General features: G+C 65.0%; 26 protein-coding genes and 1 pseudogene. 7 read left to right on the forward strand and 20 right to left on the reverse strand.

What is annotated here, in order from left to right; all coding sequences use genetic code 11:
• From IM632_RS12665 to flbT, 17 genes are all read right to left on the reverse strand, one after another.
• The coding region (locus IM632_RS12665) for a hypothetical protein (RefSeq protein WP_296552418.1) at nucleotides 1–183 on the reverse strand (183 nt) is incomplete at its 3' end.
• Nucleotides 184–293: 110 nt separating this feature from the next.
• Nucleotides 294–1,412, reverse strand: a complete 1,119-nt coding sequence (tgt, locus tag IM632_RS12670) for a tRNA guanosine(34) transglycosylase Tgt (RefSeq protein ID WP_296552419.1) — start codon at nucleotides 1,410–1,412, stop codon at nucleotides 294–296.
• Entirely contained in the window at nucleotides 1,409–2,455 is a 1,047-nt protein-coding gene (queA, locus tag IM632_RS12675) for a tRNA preQ1(34) S-adenosylmethionine ribosyltransferase-isomerase QueA (protein ID WP_296479973.1), read from the reverse strand. Before queA ends, tgt begins: the two co-directional genes overlap by 4 nt.
• A 45-nt stretch (nucleotides 2,456–2,500) precedes the next feature.
• Nucleotides 2,501–2,962 carry a peptidylprolyl isomerase gene (locus IM632_RS12680; protein WP_293528473.1) on the reverse strand — a complete coding sequence of 154 codons (462 nt, stop codon included), beginning with the start codon at nucleotides 2,960–2,962 and terminating at the stop codon, nucleotides 2,501–2,503.
• Nucleotides 2,962–3,843: a peptidylprolyl isomerase gene (locus IM632_RS12685; protein WP_296479972.1), complete on the reverse strand. Its 882-nt coding sequence runs from the start codon at nucleotides 3,841–3,843 to the stop codon at nucleotides 2,962–2,964. The genes IM632_RS12680 and IM632_RS12685 overlap by 1 nt, the downstream gene beginning before the upstream one ends.
• A complete protein-coding gene (gene coaD, locus IM632_RS12690; protein ID WP_293511955.1) occupies nucleotides 3,840–4,334 on the reverse strand; it encodes a pantetheine-phosphate adenylyltransferase in 495 nt (164 codons plus the stop codon). The genes IM632_RS12685 and coaD overlap by 4 nt, the downstream gene beginning before the upstream one ends.
• Before the next feature lie 95 nt (nucleotides 4,335–4,429).
• On the reverse strand, nucleotides 4,430–7,201 hold the full coding sequence (gene gyrA, locus IM632_RS12695) for a DNA gyrase subunit A (protein WP_296479971.1): 2,772 nt from the start codon (nucleotides 7,199–7,201) through the stop codon (nucleotides 4,430–4,432).
• 132 nt (nucleotides 7,202–7,333) lie between these two features.
• Nucleotides 7,334–7,813, reverse strand: a complete 480-nt coding sequence (ssb, locus tag IM632_RS12700; RefSeq protein WP_293519887.1) for a single-stranded DNA-binding protein — start codon at nucleotides 7,811–7,813, stop codon at nucleotides 7,334–7,336.
• Nucleotides 7,814–7,940: 127 nt separating this feature from the next.
• Nucleotides 7,941–8,327, reverse strand: coding sequence for a hypothetical protein (locus IM632_RS12705; protein ID WP_296479970.1), 387 nt, complete (start codon nucleotides 8,325–8,327; stop codon nucleotides 7,941–7,943).
• 53 nt (nucleotides 8,328–8,380) lie between these two features.
• On the reverse strand, nucleotides 8,381–9,064 hold the full coding sequence (locus IM632_RS12710) for a hypothetical protein (protein ID WP_296479969.1): 684 nt from the start codon (nucleotides 9,062–9,064) through the stop codon (nucleotides 8,381–8,383).
• Nucleotides 9,065–9,107: 43 nt separating this feature from the next.
• Nucleotides 9,108–11,879, reverse strand: coding sequence for a hypothetical protein (locus tag IM632_RS12715; RefSeq protein ID WP_296479968.1), 2,772 nt, complete (start codon nucleotides 11,877–11,879; stop codon nucleotides 9,108–9,110).
• 76 nt (nucleotides 11,880–11,955) lie between these two features.
• The gene (locus IM632_RS12720) at nucleotides 11,956–12,786 is read right to left on the reverse strand and encodes a flagellin (protein ID WP_296499241.1); all 831 of its coding nucleotides are present in this window, start codon (nucleotides 12,784–12,786) and stop codon (nucleotides 11,956–11,958) included.
• Between the two features lie 184 nt (nucleotides 12,787–12,970).
• Nucleotides 12,971–13,264, reverse strand: coding sequence for a hypothetical protein (locus IM632_RS12725; RefSeq protein ID WP_296479743.1), 294 nt, complete (start codon nucleotides 13,262–13,264; stop codon nucleotides 12,971–12,973).
• Nucleotides 13,265–13,376: 112 nt separating this feature from the next.
• Nucleotides 13,377–14,204, reverse strand: coding sequence for a flagellin (locus IM632_RS12730; protein WP_296479742.1), 828 nt, complete (start codon nucleotides 14,202–14,204; stop codon nucleotides 13,377–13,379).
• A gap of 376 nt (nucleotides 14,205–14,580) precedes the next feature.
• Nucleotides 14,581–15,540, reverse strand: coding sequence for a UDP-glucuronic acid decarboxylase family protein (locus tag IM632_RS12735; protein ID WP_296479741.1), 960 nt, complete (start codon nucleotides 15,538–15,540; stop codon nucleotides 14,581–14,583).
• 32 nt (nucleotides 15,541–15,572) lie between these two features.
• Entirely contained in the window at nucleotides 15,573–15,938 is a 366-nt protein-coding gene (gene flaF / locus IM632_RS12740) for a flagellar biosynthesis regulator FlaF (RefSeq protein WP_296479740.1), read from the reverse strand.
• Nucleotides 15,904–16,323 (reverse strand): flagellar biosynthesis repressor FlbT, encoded by a 420-nt coding sequence (gene flbT / locus IM632_RS12745; RefSeq protein ID WP_296479739.1) that lies wholly within the window; start codon nucleotides 16,321–16,323, stop codon nucleotides 15,904–15,906. Before flbT ends, flaF begins: the two co-directional genes overlap by 35 nt.
• A 161-nt stretch (nucleotides 16,324–16,484) precedes the next feature.
• On the opposite strand from flbT, the gene IM632_RS12750 reads away from it, so the two are divergent.
• From IM632_RS12750 to IM632_RS12760, 3 genes are all read left to right on the forward strand, one after another.
• Nucleotides 16,485–18,284, forward strand: coding sequence for a tetratricopeptide repeat protein (locus IM632_RS12750; RefSeq protein WP_296479738.1), 1,800 nt, complete (start codon nucleotides 16,485–16,487; stop codon nucleotides 18,282–18,284).
• On the forward strand, nucleotides 18,281–19,921 hold the full coding sequence (locus IM632_RS12755; RefSeq protein WP_296479737.1) for a tetratricopeptide repeat protein: 1,641 nt from the start codon (nucleotides 18,281–18,283) through the stop codon (nucleotides 19,919–19,921). Before IM632_RS12750 ends, IM632_RS12755 begins: the two co-directional genes overlap by 4 nt.
• Nucleotides 19,922–20,044: 123 nt before the next feature.
• The gene (locus IM632_RS12760) at nucleotides 20,045–20,914 is read left to right on the forward strand and encodes a MoxR family ATPase (RefSeq protein WP_293517253.1); all 870 of its coding nucleotides are present in this window, start codon (nucleotides 20,045–20,047) and stop codon (nucleotides 20,912–20,914) included.
• A 92-nt stretch (nucleotides 20,915–21,006) separates the two neighbouring features.
• On the opposite strand, the gene IM632_RS12765 is transcribed toward IM632_RS12760, so the two are convergent.
• Nucleotides 21,007–21,375, reverse strand: coding sequence for a hypothetical protein (locus tag IM632_RS12765; protein WP_293513932.1), 369 nt, complete (start codon nucleotides 21,373–21,375; stop codon nucleotides 21,007–21,009).
• A gap of 11 nt (nucleotides 21,376–21,386) precedes the next feature.
• Nucleotides 21,387–22,199 (reverse strand): universal stress protein, encoded by an 813-nt coding sequence (locus IM632_RS12770; RefSeq protein ID WP_296499243.1) that lies wholly within the window; start codon nucleotides 22,197–22,199, stop codon nucleotides 21,387–21,389.
• 153 nt (nucleotides 22,200–22,352) lie between these two features.
• Between IM632_RS12770 and IM632_RS12775 the strand changes: the two genes are divergently transcribed.
• The 4 genes from IM632_RS12775 (at nucleotide 22,353) to IM632_RS12790 (ending at nucleotide 25,221) form a co-directional block, all read left to right on the forward strand.
• Nucleotides 22,353–22,946 (forward strand): HD family hydrolase, encoded by a 594-nt coding sequence (locus IM632_RS12775; protein WP_296482468.1) that lies wholly within the window; start codon nucleotides 22,353–22,355, stop codon nucleotides 22,944–22,946.
• Nucleotides 22,947–22,949: 3 nt separating this feature from the next.
• Nucleotides 22,950–23,900 (forward strand): NAD regulator, encoded by a 951-nt coding sequence (locus tag IM632_RS12780; protein ID WP_296482466.1) that lies wholly within the window; start codon nucleotides 22,950–22,952, stop codon nucleotides 23,898–23,900.
• Nucleotides 23,901–23,961: 61 nt separating this feature from the next.
• A complete protein-coding gene (locus IM632_RS12785; protein ID WP_296482461.1) occupies nucleotides 23,962–24,180 on the forward strand; it encodes a hypothetical protein in 219 nt (72 codons plus the stop codon).
• Nucleotides 24,181–24,243: 63 nt separating this feature from the next.
• Entirely contained in the window at nucleotides 24,244–25,221 is a 978-nt protein-coding gene (locus tag IM632_RS12790) for an NADP-dependent oxidoreductase (RefSeq protein WP_296499246.1), read from the forward strand.
• 1 nt (nucleotide 25,222) lies between these two features.
• Here the strand turns inward: IM632_RS12790 and IM632_RS12795 are convergent.
• Nucleotides 25,223–25,450 (reverse strand): annotated as a pseudogene (locus tag IM632_RS12795) (sterol desaturase family protein); the annotation flags it as partial.

A 25,450-nucleotide genomic window follows, 5' to 3' on the forward strand; every position in this document is an offset into this window, starting at 1 on the left:
AGGTTTCCGGAGCCCCGCCGACGGATACGATGATCCGCCCACGGGTTCGTCGATGCGCCGTTCGCCCTGCAATTCATCAGGAGAGACCCATAACGGTGTTTGTTTGCGGTTCGGTTGTGGGCGCCTCGATTCGGACGGCAGCTGTTCAGCGCCGGCCGGATCGTGCGCCGGGCCGTCACGCAAGCCCTCAGGCGGGCGCTCCGGAAAGATCCCGTCACCGCGTCTGTCGCTTGCGAGGAGCCCGGGAGCCTAGAGAGGAAAGGCCCTCTGATCCCGCTCGGCTGGAGTCCGCCCTATTCGCGCGATTGCAGGCGGAGGTGGAATTCTTTCCGGAAGGCCTCGAACCGTCCGTCGGCGATCGCCGCCCGCATGGCCGCCATCAGGGACTGGTAGAAGGCGATGTTGTGCCAGGACAACAGGACCTGACCGAGGATTTCCTCTGCCTTTACGAGATGATGGAGATAGGCCTTCGCATAGTCCCGGGAGGCGGGGCAATCCAGCGTCTCGTCCAGGGGGCTGTCGTCCTCGGCAAAGCGGGCGTTCTTAAGGTTGACCGGGCCGGCCCAGGTCCAGGCCTGCCCATGACGGCCGGAGCGGGTCGGCAGGACGCAGTCGAACATGTCTACACCCCGGGCGACGGCCTCAACTAGGTCCAACGGTTTGCCCACGCCCATGAGGTAGCGCGGGCGGTCTGAAGGCAGGAAGCCGGGCGCACAGTCCAGAACCCGGCACATCGCCTCGTGGCCCTCCCCGACGGCCAGACCGCCGATGGCGTAGCCGTCAAAGCCGGCCTCGACCAGGCGCTCAGCGGACTCCCGGCGAAGAGCCTCGAAGGTCGAGCCCTGCTGGATACCGAACAGGGCCTGGCGGTCGCGCTGGCCAAAGGCGGCCTTCGACCGCCGCCCCCAGCGATCCGAGAGGCGCATGGCGGCGGCCGCCGCCGCCTCCTCTGCGGGCCAGGACACGCACTGGTCCAGCTGCATGACAATGTCGGCGCCCAGCCGGTCCGCCTGGATTTCGATGGAACGCTCGGGGGTCAGGACGTGCCGGGAGCCGTCGATATGGCTGCGGAAGGTCACCGCCTCCTCGGTCACCTCGGAGATGCCCGAGAGGGACATGACCTGGAAGCCTCCGGAATCGGTCAGGATCGGCCCCTCCCAGCGCATGAAGCGATGAAGGCCGCCGAGACGCTGAAGCCGCTCGGGGCCGGGCCTCAGCATGAGGTGGTAGGTATTGCCCAGGATGATGTCGGCGCCAGTGGCGCGCACCTGGTCAACGGTCAGGCCCTTCACCGTGGCGGCGGTCCCCACGGGCATGAAGGCGGGCGTCCGGATGTCGCCCCGGGCCGTCCTGAGGACGCCCGTGCGGGCTTCACCGTCCGTAGCGGCGATGTCGAAGGCCAGCGCGTTCAATCGACTCTCCAGAGCAGGCTGGAGTCTCCATAGGAGTAGAAGCGGTACCCCTTGGCGATGGCGTGAGCGTAGGCGGTCCTCATGACCTCCAGGCCCGAAAGGGCGCTGACCAGCATGAACAGGGTTGATTTCGGCAAGTGGAAGTTGGTCATCAGTCCGTCGGCGATACGGAACCGGTGGCCGGGCGTAATGAAGATATCGGTCTCACCGGTCCAGGCGCGCAAGACGCCGGCGGGTTCCGCCGCGCTCTCGAGAAGTCGGAGGGAGGTTGTTCCGACACAGATCACCCGACCGCCCGCCGCACGCGCTGCGTTGACCTGGTCGGCGGTCTCCGGGGTGATCTCGCCCCATTCGGCGTGCATCCGGTGCTGCGATAGGTCGTCGGTCTTCACAGGCAGGAAGGTGCCGGCGCCCACGTGGAGAGTGACCCTCGCCATGCCGATCCCGGAGGCCTGCAGCCTGTCGAGCAGCTCAGGCGTGAAGTGCAGGCCCGCGGTTGGCGCCGCCACCGAGCCCTCGCGCCGGGCGTAGACCGTCTGGTAGTCGATGAGGTCACGCTCGTCCTGCTTCCGCCTGGAGGCTATGTAGGGGGGCAGGGGCAACTCTCCGACCCGGGCGATGGCGGCGTCGAGGTCCAGCCCGGCAACGGCGAAGTCCAGAGTGAATTCGCCGGCCTCACCCTTCCCCGCAACACGGGCGGCAAGGTCGCTAAAGCGCAATTCATCTCCTTCGACGATCTTCTTTCCGGGCCGCATGAAGGCCCGCCAGGTCACCTCGGACACCCGATGGTGAAGCGTGGCCTCGACGGCGATGTCGGAGGTCGTCCTTATCCGACGGCCCTTCAGCCGGGCCGGGATCACCCGGGTCTCGTTGACCACAAGGATGTCGCCGCTGCGCAGCAAGGACGGCAGGTCCCGCACTTGATGATCGGAAAGGACGCCGCCGGGCGCCACCTGGAGCAGTCGGGCGGAGTCGCGCGGCTCTGCGGGTCGCAGGGCGATGCGGTCTTCCGGAAGTTCGAAGTCAAAGTCCGATAGCTGCATGGCGCCGCTGTTGCCCACGCCGGGCGGCGGGCGTCAAGCTCGACCTCAGGCGTCGGCGGCGACCTTCATCGAGACGATCTTGCCAGGCGTGCGCGGCGGCTCGCCCTTGGGCAGGGCGTCGATGTGCTCCATTCCCCCGGTCACCTCGCCCCAGACGGTGTACTGGCCATCAAGGAAGGTGGCGTCGTCGAAGCAGATGAAGAACTGACTGTTCGCCGAATTCGGATTGTTTGTCCTGGCCATGGAGCAGACGCCGCGGACATGCGGCTCCCGTGAGAATTCCGCCGGCAGGTTGGGCTTGGATGAGCCACCCGTTCCGGTGCCATTCGGGCACCCTCCCTGGGCCATGAAGCCGGGGATCACCCGGTGGAAGGCGACGCCGTCGTAGAAGCCTTCCCGGGCCAGCTCCTTGATCCGGTCGACATGCTGGGGGGCCAGATCCGGACGGAGGCGGATAGTGACCCGACCGGTCTCGGTATCGATCAGCAGGGTATTCTCAGGATCCATTACTTCACCTCCGAGGGAATGCTGATGGCGCAGGCTGTGAAATCCGCGCCGAGACTGGCCCTGACGCGGGCGATCTCAGCGGCGAACCAGGCGCCGCGAGTCTCGATCACACGTACTTTCGGGCGGGAGGATGCGGGCATATCCGCCAGGACCTGGACGCGGGTCATGACGTCCTGGGGGGGATCGACCGGCTCGCCGGTCTTGATGGCGCGGACGACTTCGAGCCCGGAGATGACGCGCCCGAAGGCGGTGTAGCGCTTCTCCAGGGAGGGGTAGGCCTGACGCATCAGGAAGAACTGGCTGTTGGCGCTGTCCGGCGCTCCGCCGCGGGCCATGCCCGCCACCCCGGGACAGAACAGCGCCCAGCCGGATACACGACCGTCTGCGGTCAACGGCATGAGCTGGGAGCTCTGGGTCATGACGGGAAGGGAGCCGATGAAGCCGATCTCGGCCACGGTCTGATCGGCGACGCGGACGAAGGGCGTCTCCGCCCCCCGCCTGAACGTGAACTCGGCGGCGAGGTCCGGCAGGTCGCTGCCCCCGGTCCCCCGGTCCTCCGGGTCTCCGGTCTGGGCCATAAAGGCGTCGATCACCCGGAAGAAGCTGCGACCGTCGTACAATCCCTTGCGGGTCAGTTCCCGCAGGCGCGCCACATGGTTCGGGGCGGCCAGGGGGGCCAGTTCCACAAGAATCCGACCCTTGTTGGTGTCGATGACAAGGATGTCCTGAGGGTCAGGGGTTCGCCAGTCCGCAGCCGTCGGCGCGGCGACAGCCTGGGGCGCTGGAGCGTCGGGTGCGGGCTTCTGGGCCGCCCAGACGGGCGCAGATCCGCCCGCCAGGAGGAGCAGGGCGGCAGGGACCGCGGGAGCCAGGCGGATCAACGGCCGACCTTGGAGAGAAGCGCTTCCTTGACCCGAGGGCTGACGAACTTGGTGACGTCGCCGCCCAGGGTGACGATTTCTTTGACCAGCTTGGAGGCGATCGCCTGGTGGCGCGGATCGGCCATCAGGAAGACGGTCTCGATCTCACGGTCGAGTTGCTGGTTCATGGCCGTCATCTGAAACTCAAACTCGAAGTCCGCCACAGCCCTCAGGCCTCGCACAATGACGTTGGCGCCGACTTCCCGGGCGAAGTGCATGGTCAGGCCCTCGAAGGGCTGGACGACAATCTCCGCACCGCCGGTCAGAGCTGCAGCCTCCGCCTCGACGATGGCGACCCTCTCCTCGAGGGTAAACATCGGGCCCTTGCCGGTGTTGATGGCGACCCCAAGGACCAGACGGTCCACGAGCTTTACCGCCCGTCCGATGATGTCGGTGTGGCCATTGTGAATTGGATCGAACGTGCCCGGATAAAGACCCACGCGCTTCGCCATCAAGGTGTCCCCAACTTGAACCCGCCCTCGCCTTTCGCCGGGTTGGCGGGGTCTGGCAAGAACAAATTTGCCGGCGCTCCGGTCCGGGGATCGCCTCAGACGCCCGGGTCGGAACCCTCCGCCTCCTCCTCGGAGGCTCCTGCGGGATCGGCAAGGCGCTCTACGGAAACGACCTGCTCGCCCTCTGCTGTGCGGAAGATGATTACGCCCTGGCTGTTGCGGCCCACCACCCGAATCTGGGTGACAGGCGTACGGATCAGCTGGCCCTGGTCCGTGACGAGAAGGATTTCGTCATGTTCCTCGACCGGGAAGGAGGCCGTCAGGCGACCGCCGCGGCGCGAAAGGTCCTGGGCAAGGAGGCCCTGTCCACCCCGGCCCGTGCGGCGAAACTCGTAGGCGGAGGACCGCTTTCCGAAGCCTTCGCTTGAAACGGTGAGGATCTGCTCCTCGGCGGCCCCGAGCTCTGCGATCCGCTCAGGGCTGAGGGCGGTCAGGCTCGACATCGCCTCATCCTCGACATCCTCCTCGACGGTCGACACGTCTTCGGCGTCCGCGCCCTCACCTGTCGCCGCACGGCGCATGGCGTTGGCGTGACGCACATAGGCCGCCCGCTCCTCGGCGGTCGCGTCCACTGCCCTGAGGATGGCCATGGAGATGACCTCGTCCCCCTCGGCAAGGCGGACGCCGCGGACGCCGGTGGAGTCCCGACCGGCGAAGACGCGGACCTCGTCGACAGCGAACCGGATGCAGCGCCCGAGGGCTGTAGTGAGGAGGATGTCGTTCTCATCCGCCTTGCAGAGGGCGACGCCGACGATGGAGTCCCCCTCGTCGAGCTTCATGGCGATCTTGCCGTTGCGGTTGATCTGCACGAAGTCCGTCAGGCGGTTGCGACGTACATTCCCCGACCGGGTGGCGAACATGACATCCAGGCCGTTCCATTCGGTCTCATCCTCCGGGAGGGTGAGAATGGAGGTCATGGTCTCGCCCGGTTCGATCGGGAAGAGGTTGACGAAGGCCTTGCCCCGCGCTGTGGGTGCTCCGACCGGCAGGCGCCAGACCTTGAGCTTGTAGACCTTACCGCCGGAAGAGAAGAACAGCATGGGCGCATGTGTGGAGGCCGAGATCACCCGGATGACGGCGTCTTCCTCCTTGGTCGCCATGCCCGACCGTCCCCGGCCGCCCCGATGCTGGGTCCGGTAGGTAACGAGGGGGGTGCGCTTGACGTAGCCGCCATGGGTGACCGTGATCACCATGGCCTCCCGGGCGATGAGGTCCTCGTCCTCCAGGTCGCCGCCGCCATCGACGATTTCGGTACGGCGGGGAATGGCGAAGTCGGTCTTCACCTGCACCAGCTCGTCGCGGACGATGCTCATGAGCAGCTCGCGGGACTCCAGGATCGCCAGAAGGCCTGAGATGCCTCCCGTCAATTCGCCGGCCTCCTCGAAGATTTCGTCTCGGCCGAGGCCGGTCAGGCGGGACAGGGTCAGGGCGAGGATGGCCCGCGCCTGGTCTTCGGTCAGGCGAATCTTGTTCCCGTCCACCACCAGGGTGCGGGGATCGGCGATCAGCTCCACCAGGGGCAGCATGTCACCCGCCGGCCAGTCCCGCGCCACCAGGCGCTCGCGCGCCTCGGAAGGGTCCTTGGATGAGCGGATGATCTGAATGAACTCGTCGATGTTGGCCACGGCGATGGCCAGACCGACCAGGACATGTCCGCGATCCCGGGACCGGGCCAACTCGTGCCGGGTTCGCCTGAGGACCACTTCCTCTCGGAAGTCGACGAAGGCCTGCAGCATCTCGCGCAGGCCCATCAGTTCAGGCCGCCCGCGATTGAGGGCCAGCATGTTGACGCCGAAGGAGGTCTGCAAGGGCGTGAAGCGATAGAGCTGGTTCAGCACGACGTCGGCCGAGGCGTCGCGCTTGAGCTCGACGACGACCCGCATACCCTGACGGTCGCTCTCGTCGCGCAGGTCCGCCACGCCCTCAATCCGCTTGTCACGCACGAGTTCCGCAATCCGCTCGACCAGGACCGCCTTGTTCACCTGATAGGGGATGGCGGTGATGACGATCGCCTCGCGCTCCTTGCGGATCTGCTCGATGGCGGCCGTACCGCGCATCACCACGGAGCCACGTCCGGTCATCAGCGCGGTCCGGGAGGCGGATCGGCCCATGATCTCGCCGCCGGTCGGGAAGTCGGGACCCGGAACGATATCCAGGAGTTCGTCTAGGGGGATGTCCGGTCGCTCGATCAGCGCCAGGGCGGCGTCGATGATCTCACCCAGGTTGTGGGGAGGGATGTTCGTCGCCATGCCCACGGCGATGCCGCCGGCCCCGTTGACCAGCAGGTTCGGGATTCGGGACGGCAGGACGACCGGCTCCTTTTCCTTGCCGTCGTAGTTGTCCTTGAAGTCGACCGTATCAAGGTCGAGGTCGGCAAGCAGAGCCGTAGCCGCCCGGGTCATCCGGCACTCGGTGTAGCGCATCTGCGCCGGAGGATCGCCGTCGACGGAGCCGAAGTTGCCTTGGCCATCCACCAGAAGGAGACCCATGGAGAAGGGCTGCGCCATCCTCACGAGGGCGTCATAGACGGACTGGTCGCCATGGGGGTGAAGTCGGGCCAGGACGTCGCCAACCACACGAGCGGACTTGGAATAGGGCCGGTCCGGGCTCATGCCCAGGTCGTTCATCGAGAACAGAATCCGCCGGTGGACCGGCTTCAGGCCGTCACGGACGTCCGGAAGGGCGCGGCTGACGATCACGCTCATGGCGTAGTCGAGGTAGGAGCGGCGAAGCTCGTCCTCGATGGTGATCGGCGCCACGCCGGGCGCGCGGCCGTCCTCGGACGGGGGGGAACCGGTGGTGCTCAATGGGGGGTAAGGCCCTTAGAATCAGGCAGGAATTCACCTGATTTTCCTTACCATTTTCAGAGCTGCGGGCCAACCAGACGGCAGGCGGAGAAGCCGCCCGCCGCCATCCTGATCGCGGGCGAGCCGCCCGGCTCAGAAGGGGATTTCGTCGTCCAGATCCGCGGAGAAATCCTCGCGCGGACCCGAGGGCTGGGCCCGGGCCCCGGACTGGAATCCGCCGCCATAATCGCCGCCGCTCTCACGCCCGCCGGCATCGTCGCCGCGACCGTCCAGCATGGTCAGTTCGCCCCGGAACTTCTGGAGGACGACCTCCGTTGAGAACTTCTCCTGCCCCGAGGCGTCGGACCACTTTCGGGTTTGCAGGGCGCCCTCGATGTAAACCTTGGAACCCTTGCGCAAGTAATTCTCGGCGACCTTGACGAGGTTGTCGTTAAAGATGACCACCCGGTGCCACTCGGTCTTCTCCTTGCGTTCGCCGGTGGCGCGGTCGCGCCAGGTCTCGGATGTGGCCACCCGCAGATTGGCGACCCGGTCACCGGAATTCAGGCTTCGGATCTCGGGGTCGGCGCCGAGATTTCCCACCAGGATGACCTTGTTCACGCTGCCCGCCATGCGATTCTCCATCAGCTTCCGTAGGTGCGGGCCAAGGCCCGGTTGAAAACTAGCCGACGGTCAGGCGCGCGGCAATGCAAAATGTTCTATATATGTTCTGTTTTCTCCCCCTCATCCACAGGGGAATTTAGGGTTCGGGGCTCACGGGCATGGCGCCCGGGAGCACGAGCCGTCCGTCCCCGGACCTGACAAGCGCCAGGAACCGGGCCCCCTCCCAGGAGGTCGAGGTGTAGATGCCCGCCGACACCAGGAAGAGGAAGTTGCTCTGGTAGGCGCCGGCGATCTCCGTCTGGTTGCCGCCCATTCTGAGAAAACGGATGCGCATCGCCTCAAGGGCGGCCGCACAGTGCTCAAGGCTGGGCTGGGCAGAGGGAAGGCGGTTGAACTTCAGACCCTCCTTGGTCGGCTGGACGTGGTAGCAGGCGCCCGGGGTTCCCGGCGGTTCAATCTGCCGGGAACAGGCCTGAAGGACGAAACCCGCCGCCAGGGCGAGGAAGATCAGAGGCGTGCGCATAGGTTCCAGACTACAACTCCCGCGGCCCTTTCGCGAGCCCCGTTTCCGGGGGGTCAGCCGCCCTGTACAAACCCGCAATTTGCGCCCTGCTCCATCAGGGGACGGAAGGTGCGATTGTCGGACGAGACCTCCACGCGTCCCGGCACGAGCCTGAGGGTCTGCCCTCCCCAACGCCCGTAGGCCGCCTCACCCGGGCGCTCGCACCGACCGGAAAAGAGGGCCATGACGCAGGCGGTCTGGGATATTTCACCGGACAGCCGCCGCCAGTCCGGACCGGCGTACCGCCAGCAGGCGGCGAGGGGCGCCGATGCCGGCTCTGCAGCCGCGGGGGCGGCGGGCACAGCCGGGCGGATCACCTCGACGGGCGCCGGGCTCTCCACCGGCGGCAAAGGCGTCAGGACGCCGGCCCCGGCGCCGGCGCCAAGGGCCCCGGAGGCATCGATGCCCACGTCGAGGGCGCCGGAGGCGACTCCGTTGCGCCGGGCGCATTCCTCAAGGGGAAGATCGCCGACGAGCTTGCCCGCAACGTAGCAGCGAAGCGGGACGCCCGGGACCAGGCGGGCCTCTGTTCGGGGACCAGCTTCGACCACCAGGCCGCCCTCTGAAGCGGGCGGGGGCCCCTCTCCCGGACGCCCGAGGATGAGAAGGAGCAGCGCGGACGCCAGCCCTGCGGCGAGGGCGACGATGGCGCCGATCAGTATGGGTCGTCTGGACTTCGGGTCCGGATGGGAATCCATGGCCTTTCGCTAGAGGCTGGCCGGCCTGGATGCAAGGCGGACATCAGCTGACGCCGGTGAGTTTGTCCAGGCCTCGCTGGTAGTTGGCGATCTGCTTCTGGAGGTAGAGCGGAACCTGCTGTTTTCCCGACGCCCTCGCCGCCTCAGCCGCCTTCACCGCGGCCGGCGTGGAGGCGTCCTTCAACTCCCGGTACACTGAGTGCAATTCACTGATGGCGCCGGCCAGCTCGGCGGCGGCGTGTCGGATCTCTACCAGATTGTCCAAATTGATCTTGGTGTTCATCCTGAGCCCGAAGATGGGGCTGCCGCCGTCCGCAGGTACGATCTTCCCACCCTTTTCGATGTCGGTCGCGCGGAGCACACCCTCCTTCAGGCCCAAGGCCGAGAGGGCGTCCTTGCCCTCGGGACCGGCGACCAATTCGATCACATTCCGGTCGGAGGCGGGCTTGATCTGGAGACGGCGACCCCCTTCAACGGTCATGACGCGGACATCGGCCTGGGATCCGAGGGCCCGCTTCATCCGGTCCGCAAGCGTGGTGAGGGTGTCTCCCTCCTTCACTGTGATGGTGGTCGTCTGACCGTTCAGGCTCTTGCGCACCTTCAACTGGTCCCCCGTCCGGATGGAGCTGATCGCATCCAGCCGAATGGAGTCGGCAACGTTCAGAGTTCCGGTGGGCAGGCCCAGGCGATCCAGGACGCTGGCGCCGGCGGTGTCCACGGCGATGGCCGAGGGTGCGACTATGCCGTCCTTGCCGGTGAAACGACGCGACCACGGGGTCCCGCCGCTGACCGGATCTATCTCAGCCACAAAGCCGTCGATGGTCGCGATCTGGTTCAGGGACGGAAGGTTGCCCTTGCTGGTCCCGGTCACGAAGACCCGGTCATTCTGAATGGACACTCCAGTGATGACGTCTTCGCTTGTCCCGCCATAATAGGTCAGGCGATCCTCAGCGGAAACGCTTAAGGAGTCGGACATGCGCGCGACGAAGCCGTCCCGACCCCCTGAATAGGCGCTCACGATGTTGCCGACGTTGATGTTTCCGCCACCCGTGTTGCCGGCCACGATCAATCGACCATTGGCGATGCCCAGCCCGGTCAGATCACCGCCCTCCAGACTGCCCAGATCGCGCGTCGCCTGAAGAACAGGCGAGCCCGTGGACAGATCAAACCGCCTTATGACGCCGGACCCGCCGTCATTCGACGCCAGATAGAGATCCGAGCCATTGATGAAGAGCCCGCGGGCGAGGTCCTTGCCCACACCGCCGACAACGGTTGAGGCGGAGTAGATCACATTGTTGTTATTGACCGTCTCGTATCGCTCCAGGAAGACGTCTGACTGTCCGATCCCCGCCTGGCCGCCTCGGCCGGCGCTGGTATTCCCGGCCACGTAGAGCTTGCCGCTGGAATCCCAGGCCAGGTGGGTCGCCTCATCGTCTCCAACGGACCCTCGACGCTGGGTCCAGACCTCCTCGCCCGCTGCATTGAAGACTGTGACGAAGCTGTCGGTGACGTCTCCTTTGGTCTCTGAGATAGGCCCCGTTTTTGCGCCTTCGAGCACTCCCTTCACCTTGCCGGCGATGGCGATCCGACCGTCAGCGGCGACGGCCATGGACATGCCAAAGGCTTCGTCGGAGGCTCCAAGGTCGCGGGAGAAGAGCAGTTTGCCGGCGGAGTCGAACTTCTGCAGGACGACGTCCCGCTCGCCCCGAATCTGCTGTCCTGTCGACTCACCGGTCACGTCGGACAGGATAAGTACGGAGCCGTCCGCCAGGGTCTTCATGGAGCGGACGGACGTCAGGGCGGAATCGATCGTCCGAGACCAGACCTGGCCCTCGACAAGTCCCTGCGGAGACTGAAGCACGTTCGGGGGCGACAGGGTGTCAGGCCCCGTCTGGAATTTGAGGAACTGGTTGGTGAGCACGCCGTCTTTGGTGGCCGGCTTTCCGTCCGGGTCCGGGTTACCCGCCTTCTGGGCGATGTAGACCGCCGGAACCGTCGTCACCGGGATCAGGGTCACCTTCTCTGCGGTGTCGAGCTTCAGATTGAGGGCCCAGGAGTCGGGGTCCCTGCCGAGGGATATCGTCTTCCCACCCGCCGTTATGGTGCGCTCCTGCCCCGGAACCCGCTTGGTCTCAAACCGGGTCGTCAGCCCCTCCGCCTGAAGCTGCGTGTTCACCAGGTTCACGAAGTTGGGCAGAGTCCGGTCGGCCGGAGCCACAGAGGCCAAGTCGACATTGATGATCTTGGTCACATTGCCGCGAACGATCGACATGGTGAACTTCACGTCGCCCTGCAGGGCGTCAGACACCGCGTTCTGATCCGTCGCCACCAGGGGGGGCGTCTGGTAGGCGGAAGCCGCCGATCGGGCGACGGATGTCGCTCTGGCGGAGGTGCTGACCTCGCCGAGGGATAGCCTTACCCCTTCGAACTGTGCGGATCTAGCATAGCCGACAACCTCAGCGACCCCCTTCTGGAAGACTCTGTTCAGTTCAGCTGCAGCGGTCTTGGAGATCGTCTTTGACTGGGCGTCCTCCGTAAGCTGAGACAAGGTCTTGAGGCCGCCGTACAGGGCAAAGAGCTTCTTGTAGTCATTGCTGGCATTCGGAAGGTCCAGCTTCGCGGCGCCCTCGTTGATGAAACTCGCGCCCCGCAGCGCCTCCTTGGCGGCCCTGGAAAGGAGACCGGCATCGTTGGCCAGGTTAGGCTGGGCCGCACGCGACCAGGGCGCCGTGGGCGCATAGCGACGAGCAGGAACGCTACCCGACTGCGGAAGCGAGAACTGTGGAGACGAGGACAGACTTCCGATCAAGCTCAAGATGCAAACCTTCCGACGATGAAAACTCGCCTGACGGTTTCAACTTACTACTAAAATACTAGGAAGTCACTGGGTTTCAGCGGAAGAGCGAGAGAATGATCTGGGGAGCCTGGTTGGCGATAGCCAGGGCCTGGGCGCCCAGCTGCTGATGAACGGTCAAGGCCTGAAGACGAGCACTCTCCTTTGCGAGGTCGGCGTCCACCAGGTTGCCGACGCCCGCCTCCACGGAGTCGTTCAACTTGCCGACAAAGGTATTGTGCTGCTCCAGCTGCTTCAGCTGCGCGCCCATCTCCGCGAGGGCCAGGCTGACATTGTCGATCGAGGCGTTCAGCAGGCTCAGGGACCCCGCAGCAGCGGTCAGGGTCAGGATCGAGGAACCCAATGACAAGGTAATGATCGCCTGGCCCAGGCGGAGATCCTGGTTGGAAAGGGTGATGAAGGAGCTTCCCTCCGCGTCGGCAAGGAACCGGACCCCGCCCGGTACGGAGTTATCCAACAACTTGGTGCCATCAAAGGCGGCGTCCCGGACTACCTGAGCAACCTGCTTTAGGAGCGCCTTGAAGTCCTCCTCCAGAGACTGACGAGAAACGCTGTTGATCGAGGTATCCTGCGCCGCGACCACCCTCTCCTTCATCTTGACAAGCAGTTCGGCGACTGACTGCCCCGCCGACAGGGCGGTGTCGCCGATGGACTGGGCTCTGTCGAGTCCCAGCCTCACAGCGGCAAGGCCACCCATATCGGCCCTTTGGTTCTGAGCAATGGCCCAGATGGCGGAATTGTCCTTCGATGTGGCGATCCTGAGCCCCGTCCCGAGCCGGCTCTGGACCTCCTCGAGATTGCCCGTCGTCACGTTCAGGTTCTGCAAGGAGGTCATCGCCGCCTTGTTGGTTACGATCGTCAGCGACATGTCCGCCTCCTTGGCGACTGAGCGACGCGCTTCAGTTGCGCGACCCGCCGGATCTGCGCCCTTCTGGGCAGTCCCGTTCTCCCAAGACATGGTTAGCAAGGCGTTAACGCACGTATGAAAAAACCGCCCCCGGTTTCCCGGAGCGGCTCAGAGATCTCTGGCGACAACCTGAACAGGCCGAAGGTCAGACCGAGGTACGGATGATGTCTCCCGCAGCGTACGACCCTTCGTTACGCCTCCTCACGACTTCTTCCAGAGGATACTGCCAGATCACCTCCCCGGTCTTGCGATCGATGATCTTGTAGACATAGGATCCGCCTGACGGTTCGATGACCAGCCGGCGCTCGGAGGCTGGCGAGGGTTCGTACCTGGGAACGAACAACTCCGCCTTGTCTGCTGTTGGTTTGGCCACGGGTGGCTGCAGATTACCCTTCACAGGGTCTGCGGTCGACGGCGCGGCGTTGATCTTGTTGTCCATGTGAACCGCCCCCGATGCCGAAGGGCCATGGGATCCATGACGGCGTCCGGGGCGGCGTTGAGCGCCGCCCCGAACCCGCCGCGCGTCACCAAAGCGACGCGCGACCCGTCCTCTATCGGAAGAGACTCAACAGATTGGAAGGACCCTGGTTGGCGATGGCCAGAGCCTGGAAGCCCAGCTGCTGCTTGGCCTGGACAGACTGGAGCCTGGAGGCTTCCTTGGCCATGTCGGCGTCAATGATGTTACCCACGCCCGCGTCGATGGCGTCCTGCAGCTTGTTGATGAACACGGTGTGGTTCGCAAGCGCCTTCGAGCCCGTACCGATCCGGGAGAGCGACAGCGCCACTTGAGTGATCGACCGGTTGACCAGGGACAGAGCGTTCGAAGCTTGCGCAGTCGTACCGAGCGAGGTCGTCGTCGTCACGGCCATATTGGTGGAGCCGAGGAAAAGCCTCTGCACCTGAATCGAGATCACTCTTGTTCCGGTATCGTCCGCCAGAGCCTGGATTGCGACCGCCGTGTTACTGATCAAGGAGGCGCCGTTGAAGCCCGAGTTGTTGGCGGCGGTATTGATCTGGGTCCGAAGCGCAGCGAAATCGGTGGCCAGGGCCTGCCGGTCGGTGGCGGAGATCGTGGTGTCGATCGCCGCAAGCGCCTTTTCCTTCATCTGCACCAGCAGGTCGGTGATGGTTTCGCCGGCTGCGAGTGAGACGTCGGTGACGGACTGGGCCCGCTGAAGGGATTCCCGCACCGCGTTCAGAGATTGGGAGGTGGCCTGCTGGCGCAGGGCGATGCCGTAGATGGCCCCGTTATCCTTCGCGGACGAGACCTTCAAGCCCGTGGCGATACGTTGCTGAACCCCACTGAGCATCTCGGTCGTGGCGTTCACGTTCTGCGCCGCCAACATAGCGGCGTAATTGGTGTTAATGCTTGCAGCCATTCTGCTAACCTTCTTTCTGGATGTCCAACCATCCTACTGATGGCGGGGAGCGTTTTGCTCCGGGGGTAGTCTAGCAAGGACTGAGCCAGACGTCAGGCGCCCTTGGCGCTCCATAACTATCTGGTTTTATTGAATTAACTTGGAATTAAGCATGTGAATGGCCGGCAGAAGGCGCCGAGCCATCGGCAACTCTTGCCGGGCCAGCCCGGCAAATTCGTCCCAGGCGCCGCGCGAGGGTCCTGGCGGCGCCCGCCCAACCTGGCCCGCCGGCTTCAGATGGATATACTTCGTGGGGCTTCATCCGGGATCTCCCGGCGCAGAGGTTGGCGTTTCGCAACCCCGTTCCCCCAACCCGACGCCGGGCAAACAAGCTTCATCACTTTGATATCTCACCCCGCTCTCCGGCGAGCAGGTTGTCGAAATAGGCGATGGTGCGCGTCAGTCCCTCGTCCAGTTCGATCGTGGGCTTCCAGTCCAGCAGCCTGCTGGCCAGGCCGATGTCCGGGCGCCGCTGTCGGGGATCGTCCGAGGGCAGCGGCATGTGCACCAGCCGGGAGGGGGATCCCGTCAGGGCGATGACCCGCTCCGCCAGGGCCCGGATGGTGAATTCTCCCGGATTGCCGAGGTTGACCGGGCCGGTGACCGCGTCAGGCGTCTTCATCAGCCGCAGGACGCCCTCGACCAGGTCATCGACGAAGCAGAAGGACCGGGTCTGGAGACCCTCCCCATATAGGGTGATGTCCTCGCCCCTGAGCGCCTGAACGATGAAATTGGACACCACCCGGCCGTCATTGGGATGCATGCGCGGACCGTAGGTGTTGAAGATCCGGGCGACCTTGATCTTCAGCCCATGCTGGCGGTGGTAGTCAAAGAACAGGGTCTCGGCGCACCGCTTGCCCTCGTCGTAACAGGACCGGAGGCCGATCGGGTTCACATTGCCCCAGTAGTCCTCCGTCTGCGGATGAATCGCCGGGTCACCATAGACCTCGCTGGTGGAGGCCTGAAAGATGCGGGCCCGCCGGCGTTTGGCGAGCCCCAGCATGTTGATGGCGCCGTGAACCGAGGTCTTGGTCGTCTGGACCGGATCAAACTGATAGTGCACCGGCGAGGCCGGGCAGGCCAGATTGTAGATCTCGTCGATCTCCGCAAACAGCGGAAAGGTCACGTCGTGACGCAGGAGCTCGAAGGCCGGATTGCCGAGGAGATGCGCTACATTGCGTCGGGCGCCGGTGTAGAAATTGTCGACGCAGAGCACTTCGTGCCCCTCGTCGATCAGCCGCTCGCAGAGATGCGAGCCGATGAAACCGGCCCCGCCGGTGACCAGAATGCGTTTCATGCGACCCTCAGGCTCCGAACTCTCTTGGGGAATCAGGTCGAAGACCCGTTCCTGGCGCTGAGACCCTGCATGATCGTGCGGTTGAGGTCGATCAGGTCCTGGATGTCCTCTTTGCCGCGGATCACCTCACTGGTGTACTTGTTGACCCAGATGGACAGGGAAATGATGCTGGCCCTGAGTTCTTTGGGGAGCTGGTTTCCGGGGTCGCTGCAGTCCAAAGCAAGGGTGGACCAGAGGCGACGGTTCCAGTCGAGGGCGTCAACCCGGCCAGAGAGGTCTTTCGGGTCGAGACGGGAGGCGTCCACGAGGGCGCGGGTCACCTGCGAGAACAGACGAAACTCGGCGTCTCTCGGGCTCTCGGCGCTAATCGCTGTCTGCTGATAGGCCCGCAGGGTCATTCCGCAACCTCATATCCTCGTATGCGATGAGCTTCCGGCAGCTCAGGAGAGCCTTATAGTAATCACGCTGCAGACAGCAACGCGATACCGTCACGCACTCGGAGAGAATCTCCGGGTTCCGGATAGCATCCATGAATTCGCTCATCCGGCAGACAAATTCATCGTAGTATTTTTCAGCTTCGCCCGGGTCAATGTACATCAACATGACCTGAAAGTATATCCTACGAGAAGGCGTATTTACATCTTCTGGCTGGAGAATATCTTTCTCCCTAAGGACGGACGCCTTGTTTTGGAGAACCAGTACGCCTCGCCTGTCGCCGTTCTGAACGACAGCGCCATTGAGAACAAACTTTTCACCGGGCTTCAGTGATAGCTTGAGGGGCACGATACGGACTCTCCGAGTGGGACCAGAGCGGCGCGCCGGATGAGGACATCCGAGTAGGCCATCATTGGTTAACGATATCCTTATTGAATGGCAAATCACGGTTAGCGGTGCATTAACCGTTCCCTATTCAAGATTTTTGCAGCTTTCTCCGGGGCGGCACAATGCCAGAAGCTTACAAGACGCCGGTGGGCGGGCAAGGGCGCGGAGGCGCCGCCGACCTGATGGGCTCAAGCGCCTCGTCTGACGCCCTCAAGCTGTTGAGCGAGGGGCTCGCTGAACAGAAAAACCGTCGTGTGGTCCCGCTCCTTGAGCGCGCCGTCGTGCACATCAAGGCGCATGAACCAGAGAAAGCTGCGGCCCTGGCGCTGGAAGCACTGGAGATTGACGAACGCAGCGGAATTGGCTGGCATATTCTGGCGGTCGCACAGGAGGCCTGCGGGGACTTCAACACTTCGCTGAGCTGCTATGAAGCGGCGCTGAAGCTCCTCCCCGACGACCCTGACATCCTGCTCAACCTTGGGCGGCTGGCCATAAGAATGGGTATGCACCCGATAGCGGAACAACTGTTCCTTCACTTTCTGTCGCGGAAACCCAATGACCCGGAAGGTATCAATAATCTGGCGCTCGCGATGGCCTCGCAGGGCCATAATCAACAGGCCATTTCTCTGCTCAAGGACTTCATCTCCCGGCACCCGACATACGCCAACCTTTGGAACAGCCTGGCGAGCATGGTGCTGGAAGAGGGTGACATCGAGAATGCCAAGATGTTCTACAGGGAGGCGCTTCGTCTAAGCCCCCGCCTCGCCAGAGCTCGCTACAATCTCGGTTCCCTGTGGTTTGACACAGGCGATCCTCGCTCAGCGCTCAGAGAGTTTGAGAGCGCCCTGAAGCGGCCCCTCGCCGCCGATGAGAAGGCCATGATGACCGTAACCAGGGGTCTGGCCCAGCTGGCCACCGGTCGCATTACGGAGGGTTGGAGGAACTACGAAGTCCGCAATGATATCCACTTCCCCGAAGCCGTCTATTTCGCAATCAAGAAACCAAAGTGGGAGCAGGGCGCGCCCTTGGCGGGCGCGTCGCTTCTGCTCGTCGGCGAGCAGGGCCTCGGAGACGAGGTTATGTTTGCGAACATCCTCCCCGATGTGCTGGAGAGCCTCGGGCCGGAGGGGCGACTGACGCTGGCGATCGAACCCAGGCTGGCGCCGCTCATGTCCAGGAGTTTTCCGACCGTGCGGGTTGAGACCCACAGGACGGTCAGCGCTGCCGGCCGAACCGTGAGACTGGTTCCAGCTTTGGAAGCAGGTGAGATTGAGGTCGGGTGCTGGTCGCCGATGGCCTCGCTTCTCGGTCAGTTCCGCAGCTGGGCGGAAGACTTCCCACAGAGGACGGGGTATCTCCAGCCGGCCCCGGAGCGGGTCGCCTACTGGCGCGAGATACTGGACGCCGCACCGACCAGGCCCAAGGTAGGCTTACTCTGGAAGAGCGCAGTTCTCAAAGGAGGACGAAACCGCTTCTTCTCGCCCTTCGATGCCTGGGAGCCAGTCCTTCGGACGCCCGGCGTCACTTTCGTGAACCTTCAGTACGACGACTGCGAGGCGGAGCTGCAGCTGGCGCGGGAACGTTACGGCGTCGAGATCTGGAGCCCGCCGGGTATCGACCTCAAGCAGGACCTGGACGACGTGACCGCCCTGTCCTGCGCGCTTGACCTTGTGATCGGATTCTCAAATGCGACTTTCAACCTCGCCGCCGCCGCGGGCGCGCCCGCCTGGCTGATCGCCGCCAAGGGCGCATGGACGACCCTTGGGACGGATCGTTACCCTTGGTATCCGCAGGTGCGACTTTACCAAACCGCCGCCTACGCGGAGTGGGAGCCGGTGATGGCGAAAATCGCCGCTGATCTCAGGGCGGAATTCGGCGTCGGCGGGTCGGTCGGGTCGCGCTCCGGAAGACGAGACAAATGACCGCTCGGGGGGGTGACTCTCGGGGGGGCGGTCTTCCGGGCCTTGCCGTCATGGGCTCCAGCGGCTCCGACGACATGCTCGGTGAGACCGTAAGCCAGATCGCCGAGGGGAAGGGGTCGGAGGCGGCAGACCTGGCCCTGGCCATTGCTGCGCTCGGACGTCGCGACTTTGAAGAGACCGCGGCGCTCTGTCTCAAGGTCCTCAATGCAGATGAGCGGAATGGCCAAGCCTGGCATGTGCTGGCGATTTCTCATGAGGCCCGAAAGGACTTCCCTACCGCCCTATCCTGCTACGAGGCGGCTTTGGCCCTGCTTCCCGGAAACCTGATCGTGCCGCTCAATCTGAGCCGTCTGGCCCTGACCATGGGCCTGAACGACATTGCCGAGAGACTGATCCGGGCGGTCTTGGACTCAGACCCGGGGAACCCCGAGGGAACGAACAACCTGGCGATCGCCCTGGCCGCCCAGGGCAGGATCGAAGAAGCCATCGACGTCTTGCGGACCTTCCTGGAGAGGCAGCATGGTCACCCCAATCTCCTCAACACCCTAGCTAGCCTTGTATTGGAAACAGGGGACCCCGAGACCGCGAACCTCCTATTTGTGGAAGCGCTGCGGTTGGCGCCCGGAATGGCAATGGCCGCCTTCAATCGCGCCCTGGCCTGCCTGGCGCTCGGTGATCTCGAGGAAGGTTGGAGGTGCTACGAATACCGCAACAATCCCGATTGGACGGGCTTTGTCCGCAATGTCCGAACCGAGGCGGCTTGGCGACCCGGCCTGGACATAACTGGTCGCCGGCTCCTGATCCTCGGCGAGCAGGGCCTGGGCGACGAGGTCATGTTCGCTGGGATTCTTCCCGAGGTCATCGAGCGGCTCAGCCCTACCAGCGAGCTCATTCTCGCCGTAGAGCCCCGGCTGGTCGATCTGATGTCGCGAAGCTTCCCGAACGTCCGGGTAGGTCCGCACCAAATGGGCGAGGTGAGCGGGCGCGGGGTGCGAGCCGTTCCTTGGCTCCCTGAAGGAGGCTGCGATCTCTGGACCCCGATCGCCTCTCTGCTCCAGGAGCTCCGTCCGACCATACAGTCCTTTGCAACTGGCGGCGGATTCTTGAAACCAGACCCAGAAAGGGTAGCTCACTGGCGGCGGGTTCTGGAAGGGGCGCTGCCTGGGCCCCGGGTCGGCCTGCTTTGGAAAAGCGCCATTCTCGCCGGCAGGCGGCAAGCCTTCTTCTCACCCTTTGATTCCTGGGCGCCGGTGCTGCGCACCCCAGGGGTGAGCTTCGTAAACCTCCAGTACGGCGATTGCGCTGCGGAGTTGGCTATGGCCCGGGATCAGTTCGGCGTCGAGATCTGGAACCCTGCGGAAATCGATCTGATGCAGGACCTCGATGACCTGACCGCCCTTTCCAGCGCGCTTGACCTTGTGATCGGCTTCTCCAACGCCAGCTTCAACCTCGCCGCCGCCGCAGGCGCGCCCGCCTGGATGATCGCCGCCAAGGGCGCCTGGACCGCCCTCGGAACCGATAGATACCCGTGGTACCCCCAGGTCCGGCTCTACCAGCCCGCCGCCTTTGCCGAATGGGGACCGGTGATGGATCGGGTCGCCGGGGACCTCGCCCGCGAATTCGGCCGGCGGGTCTGACGCGCAGGTCGGCTGCAGGGACGAAGCGGCTTGAATGTCGCCGTCCAGCCTTTAGTGTGCCCGCAGGTTTGAAACATTTTTTCGGGCGTCCGTCCAAAGGGCCGGCGTTTTCGGGGAGCCCAGATGAGCCAGCGTTTTGAAGGCACCGACAATTATGTCGCCACCGACGATCTCAAGGTGGCCGTCAACGCCGCGATCGCCCTTGAGCGACCCCTGCTGATCAAGGGCGAACCCGGCACCGGCAAGACCGTGCTGGCCTATGAGGTCGCCAAGGCCCTCGACGCGGAACTGATCACCTGGCACATCAAGTCCACGACCAAGGCGCACCAGGGCCTCTACGAGTACGACGCCGTCACCCGCCTGAGGGACAGCCAGCTGGGCGACGAGCGGGTCAAGGACGTCCGCAACTACATCAAGAAGGGCAAGCTCTGGGAGGCCTTCACCGCCCCCAAGCGCCCGGTCCTGTTGATCGACGAGATCGACAAGGCGGACATCGAATTCCCGAACGACCTCCTGCAGGAGCTCGATCGGATGGAGTTCTACGTCTACGAGACCAACGAGACGATCCGCGCCGAGATCCGGCCCGTGGTGATCATCACCTCCAACAACGAGAAGGAGCTGCCGGACGCCTTTCTGCGCCGCTGCTTTTTCCACTACATCCGCTTCCCCGAGGCCGAGACGATGAATGACATCGTTGAGGTCCACTATCCGGGCATCAAGCAGAAGCTGGTCTCCGAGGCCCTGCGGATTTTCTACGACATGCGCAAGGTGCCGGGCCTGAAAAAGAAGCCCTCCACCTCCGAGCTGCTCGACTGGCTGAAGCTCCTCATGGTGGAGGACATCAGCGACGAGATGCTGAAGGAGCGCGATCCCACCAAGCTGATCCCGCCCCTGCACGGCGCACTCCTGAAGAACGAGCAGGACGTCCAGCTGTTCGAACGCCTGGCCTTCCTGGCCCGTCGCGAAAGCGGCCCTCCCCGCCCCGGCCAGTAAAGCCCCGGCCTGTAAGGGCGGCGCAGCCCTGAATGGAAGACGCCCCGGCCTGACGACCGGGGCGTTTGCATTTCCGGACCTTCCGTGAAGGCTCAGGCCTTCTGGACCTCGACGATCTTGTAGGTCAGGGGTTGGCCGTCCTCATCCGTCACGGTGACGTACTCACCGACCACGAAACGATGATCACCGAGACGGTGAACCGGCTCGTCATCGTCGCTGGAGTCCGAGTCGTAGTCGAAGAACCAGTTCTGGCCCCGGCGCGCCAGGCGGCCGATTACGGGATCTTCGTCCGGGGCGAAACGGCGGACGGAACAGTCCGCACGCACCTTCGAAAAGGTCTCTGCGTCCAGCAGGCCCTCTCCGGTGAGCGGCGCGGTAAGGGTGTAGCCTCGGCGGTCGTCACCGCCGAACTCGGAACCGGGATTGCGGGCGAGCCGCATGACGATGCGCGACAGGGACATGCGCGAAACCTCTAGTGGGACAGGAAGAGTGACGGCGCTTCCGCCGCAAGCAGCGATCGGGTGGTACCTCCGAAGATGAATTCCTGCAACCTGGGGTGACCAAAGGCTCCCGCGACCAGCAGGTTGGCGCCCACCCTTTTGACGGCTCCAAGCAGCAGGCTGGCGGCCTCGCCCTTGTCGCCCAGAATCTCGATCTCCGCCTGGACCCCGCGGGCGGCGTAATAGGCCTGGAGCCTGGCCGGATCAAAATGCCGGGAGGTCGCCCGGGGCGCGGCGAGCAACACCACCCGGGAGGCCTTCTCGAGCAAAGGCAGGGCGAGTCGCGCCGCGCGGCTGGCCTCCTTGCCGCCATCCCAGGCCACGGCGACTACGCCCCCGGCCTCGAAGCCCCTGCGGGCGATCAGCACAGGCCTTTGTTCGTCGGCGACGATCTGCTGGAAGCACTCGGCCAGGGGACCGCGCCCCCGCGCCGGGTCATCCCCGAAGATCACCAGGTCCGATAGCCGCGCCTCCGCTGACAGCGCCGCCCACACCGGGCTTTGAAGGGCGACGAAGGTCTTCTTGGCGTAATCGCAAGCCTCGTAGGCGGCCCTCGATCGGGCCTCTCCAGTGGCTGCGGCCTGCCTGAGGGTCTCGATGGCCGTAGTCTGGATGCCGCCGAGATAACCCTCGCCCAGCCAGGGCATGATGTCGGCCACGTCCGCCGGCGCGAAGACCGCGGAAACCTCCGCCTCAAAGGGGCCCGCCGCCTTCACGGCGGCGGACAGGACGGCGGCGTCACCCTCGGCGCCCGCCAGCGGCGCCATCACCCTCGCCCAGCTCATGAAGCTTCTCCCTGGTTCCTGTGGACCCTAGGCTGACAGCCTGCGCACCGTCATTGATCTTTCTCAAGCCCCGGTGCACCTGTCGGCCATGATCGGCATCGGAGATCTGCATTGAAGCGCGCCGCTGCAAGCCCTCCGCGGGCCTGGCAGCGCATGCTGTCGGGACGCCGCCTGGACCTTCTGGACCCTTCCCCCCTCGACATCGAGATCGAAGACATCGCCCATGGCCTCGCCCGGGTGGCGCGATGGAACGGCCAGACTACCGGCGACCATGCCTTCTCGGTGGCCCAGCACTCCCTGGTGGTCGAGGAGATCTGCCTTCACCTTCGCCCGGACCTCGACCCGCGCTGGCGGCTGGCGGCCCTCCTGCACGACGCCTCCGAGTACGTCATCGGGGACATGATCAGTCCCTTCAAGGCGGCCCTGGGGTACGATTACAAGGCGATCGAGCACCGGCTGGAGCAGGCCATCCACATTCGGTTCGGTCTGCCCGCCCGGACGCCCGCCGATATCCGCAAGCTGATCAAGACCGCCGACAGGGTTTGCGCCTTCTTCGAGGCCGTCCAGCTGGCGGGTTTCGGGTGGGAGGAATCCGTCACCCTGTTCGGCGCCCCGCCCCCCGGCTACGCCATCGAGATCGAGCCGCTGGCCCCGGCCCCAGCCCAGGCCCTCTATGTGGAGCGTTTCCATTTCCTGTCCGAAGCGGCCGGGTTCGGAGCGGCGGCTCCGCACCGCCAGGCGGGCTAGTCCATGCCCCAGCGTATCGTCATCGGTCTTTCGGCGGTGGTCGCCGCGGTTTCCGAGGGCGAGGCCCGCATGCTGACGGTTCGCTCATCGGACCAACCGGCCGCCCTGCCCTTCGGACCCTTCGATCCCGAGGCCGACCGCACCTTCGAGATCGCTCTCAGGTCCTTCGTCTCGGCGCAGACGGGCTTTGACCCCGGCTATGTGGAGCAACTCTACACCTTCGGCGACAAGGGCCGGGACGCCCCCCTGGCCGCCGTGGACGGCTCGGCGGCGGCGAGGGTCATCTCCGTCGGCTATCTGGGCCTGACCGCCCGCGCGGACACGGCGGCCCAGCAGGGCGCCTCCTGGTCGACCTTCACCGGCTTCTTCCCCTGGGAAGACTGGCGTGAGGGACGACCCGAGGCCCTGGTCAGTATAGAGCCGGCGCTCCGCAACTGGGCGGGACAGAACGCAACCCGCCTGGCGCGCGCGCGCCTGCTGTTTGCCCTGGACGATGCGCCATGGAATGAGGAGCGGGTCCTTGAGCGCTACGAACTGCTCTATGAGGCGGGGCTGGCGCCGGAGGCGGCGCGGGACCGAGGCGAAGCGCCGGACCCTGCCATCGCCCGGCTTGGCCCGGCCTTGGGCGAGCCCATGCTCTCGGACCACCGGCGGATTCTCGCCACCGCCCTCTCACGGCTTCGGGGCAAGCTGAAGTACCGACCGGTCATCTTCGAGATGATGCCGGAGGCCTTTACCCTTTCAGCCCTGCAACGGGCGGTTGAGGCGGTCGCAGGGGTTGCCTTGCACAAGCAGAATTTCCGCCGGGCGCTGGAGCGCTCAGGCCTGGTCGAGGGGCTGGGTCGCCTCGACCAGGAGACCGGCGGACGGCCTGCAGAGCTGTTTCGGTTCCGCCGGGAGACCCTCTCCGCCCGGCCCGCCTCCGGCCTGTCCCTGCCCCTGCTCAGGGACTGAAGACCGCGCTGGCGCACGTCATGATGTTCTGTTTTTGTTCCTTCCCTTCCGGGAGGAACCCTTGCGCCGCATCCGACGCCAGCTGCATCGCCGACGCGACCTCGATGGCCAGCCGCTCTACCTCATGATCCGGGCCGCATCGAGGGACCGGCCCCATCGGTTTCTCGATCCCGCCGATGTCCCGGACTTCGAGGGCGAGTACGCCTGGTTCGAGATCGAGGTTCTCGCCGGAGGCAAGCTTCGATTCCTGCGCCGGATCGACGGACCTCTGGCGGACTGACCCTTTCGCGCTTGGCCGGGGGCCGCCCCTCGCCTATCGAGGTTTCAAACAGAGGAAACGCCCATGACCATCGCCCGCCAGGTTCATCTCGTCCGCCGCCCCAGCGGGGTTCCGGTTGCCGAGGACTTCGCCGTCGTCGAAGCCCGGGTTCCAGACGCCGGCGAGGGCGAAATCCAGGTCGAGGGTTTGATCCTCTCGGTGGACCCCTACATGCGTCCGCGCCTCGACGGCGACCAGAAGCTGGGCGAGGCTATGGCCGGCGGCGGGATCGGGCGTGTGGTGCAGTCTCGCAACCCGAAGTTCCGGGAGGGGGATCTTGTCCGGCATGGCCAGGGCTTTTCTGAGCGGTTCAACAGCGACGGTCGTGGCGTCCAGGTCCTCGCCCCGGACCCGGACCTGCCCCTCAGCGTCTACATGCACGCCCTGGGCGGCACCGGGATCACGGCCTATGGCGGCCTCCTGGAGACGGGCGCCCTGAAGGACGGCGAACAGGTGTTCGTCTCCACCGCCGCCGGCGCTGTAGGTTCGGTCGCCGCGCAGATCGCCCGGATCAAGGGCTGCTATGTGATCGGCTCCACGGGCTCGGACGAAAAGAAGCGCTGGCTCCTGGAGGAGGCGGGCCTCGACGCGGCCATCAACTATCGCTCCGAGAACCTGCGCACCGCCCTGAAGGCCGCCGCGCCCAAGGGGATCGACGTCTACTTCGAGAACGTCGGCGGGGCGCACCTCGACGCCGCTCTCGCCTGCATGAACCTGCGCGGCCGGATCGCCGTCTGCGGCATGATCTCGACCTACAACGGCGACCGCGAGGGCGTGCGGAACCTGTCGGTCCTGATCTACGGGCGGATGCGGATGGAGGGCTTTGTCGCCTCCGACTTCCCCCACCTGCAGGAGCAGTTCCAGTCCGACATGACCGGCTGGCTGAAGTCGGGCCAGATCCGCTACCAGGAGACCGTGCTTGAGGGTTTCGAGCGCGCGCCGGAGGCTTTGATCGGCCTGTTCGAGGGCCGCAATGCGGGAAAGATGCTGGTTCGGCTCTAACCTACTCGGCCGGGGTGGTGGCGGCGGACTGGCGGGCGGCCCAGCGGGCCCTCAGGCTCTTGCTGGTGTCCCGGCTGCCGTCGGGGCTCCAGCCCGGAGGGCCGAAGAGGTATCCGCCGACCTCCCGCAGCGACCGGGCCGACGCAAGGTCCCGGCCAATGGCGATCCATTCATGGAAGGCCACGGTCAGGATGTTGAAGCTGCCGAGGTTGCGGATGAGGCCGTAGCG

The sequence above is a fragment of the Phenylobacterium sp. genome (assembly GCF_020402505.1).
In the GTDB taxonomy this organism is placed as follows: Bacteria; Pseudomonadota; Alphaproteobacteria; order Caulobacterales; family Caulobacteraceae; genus Phenylobacterium.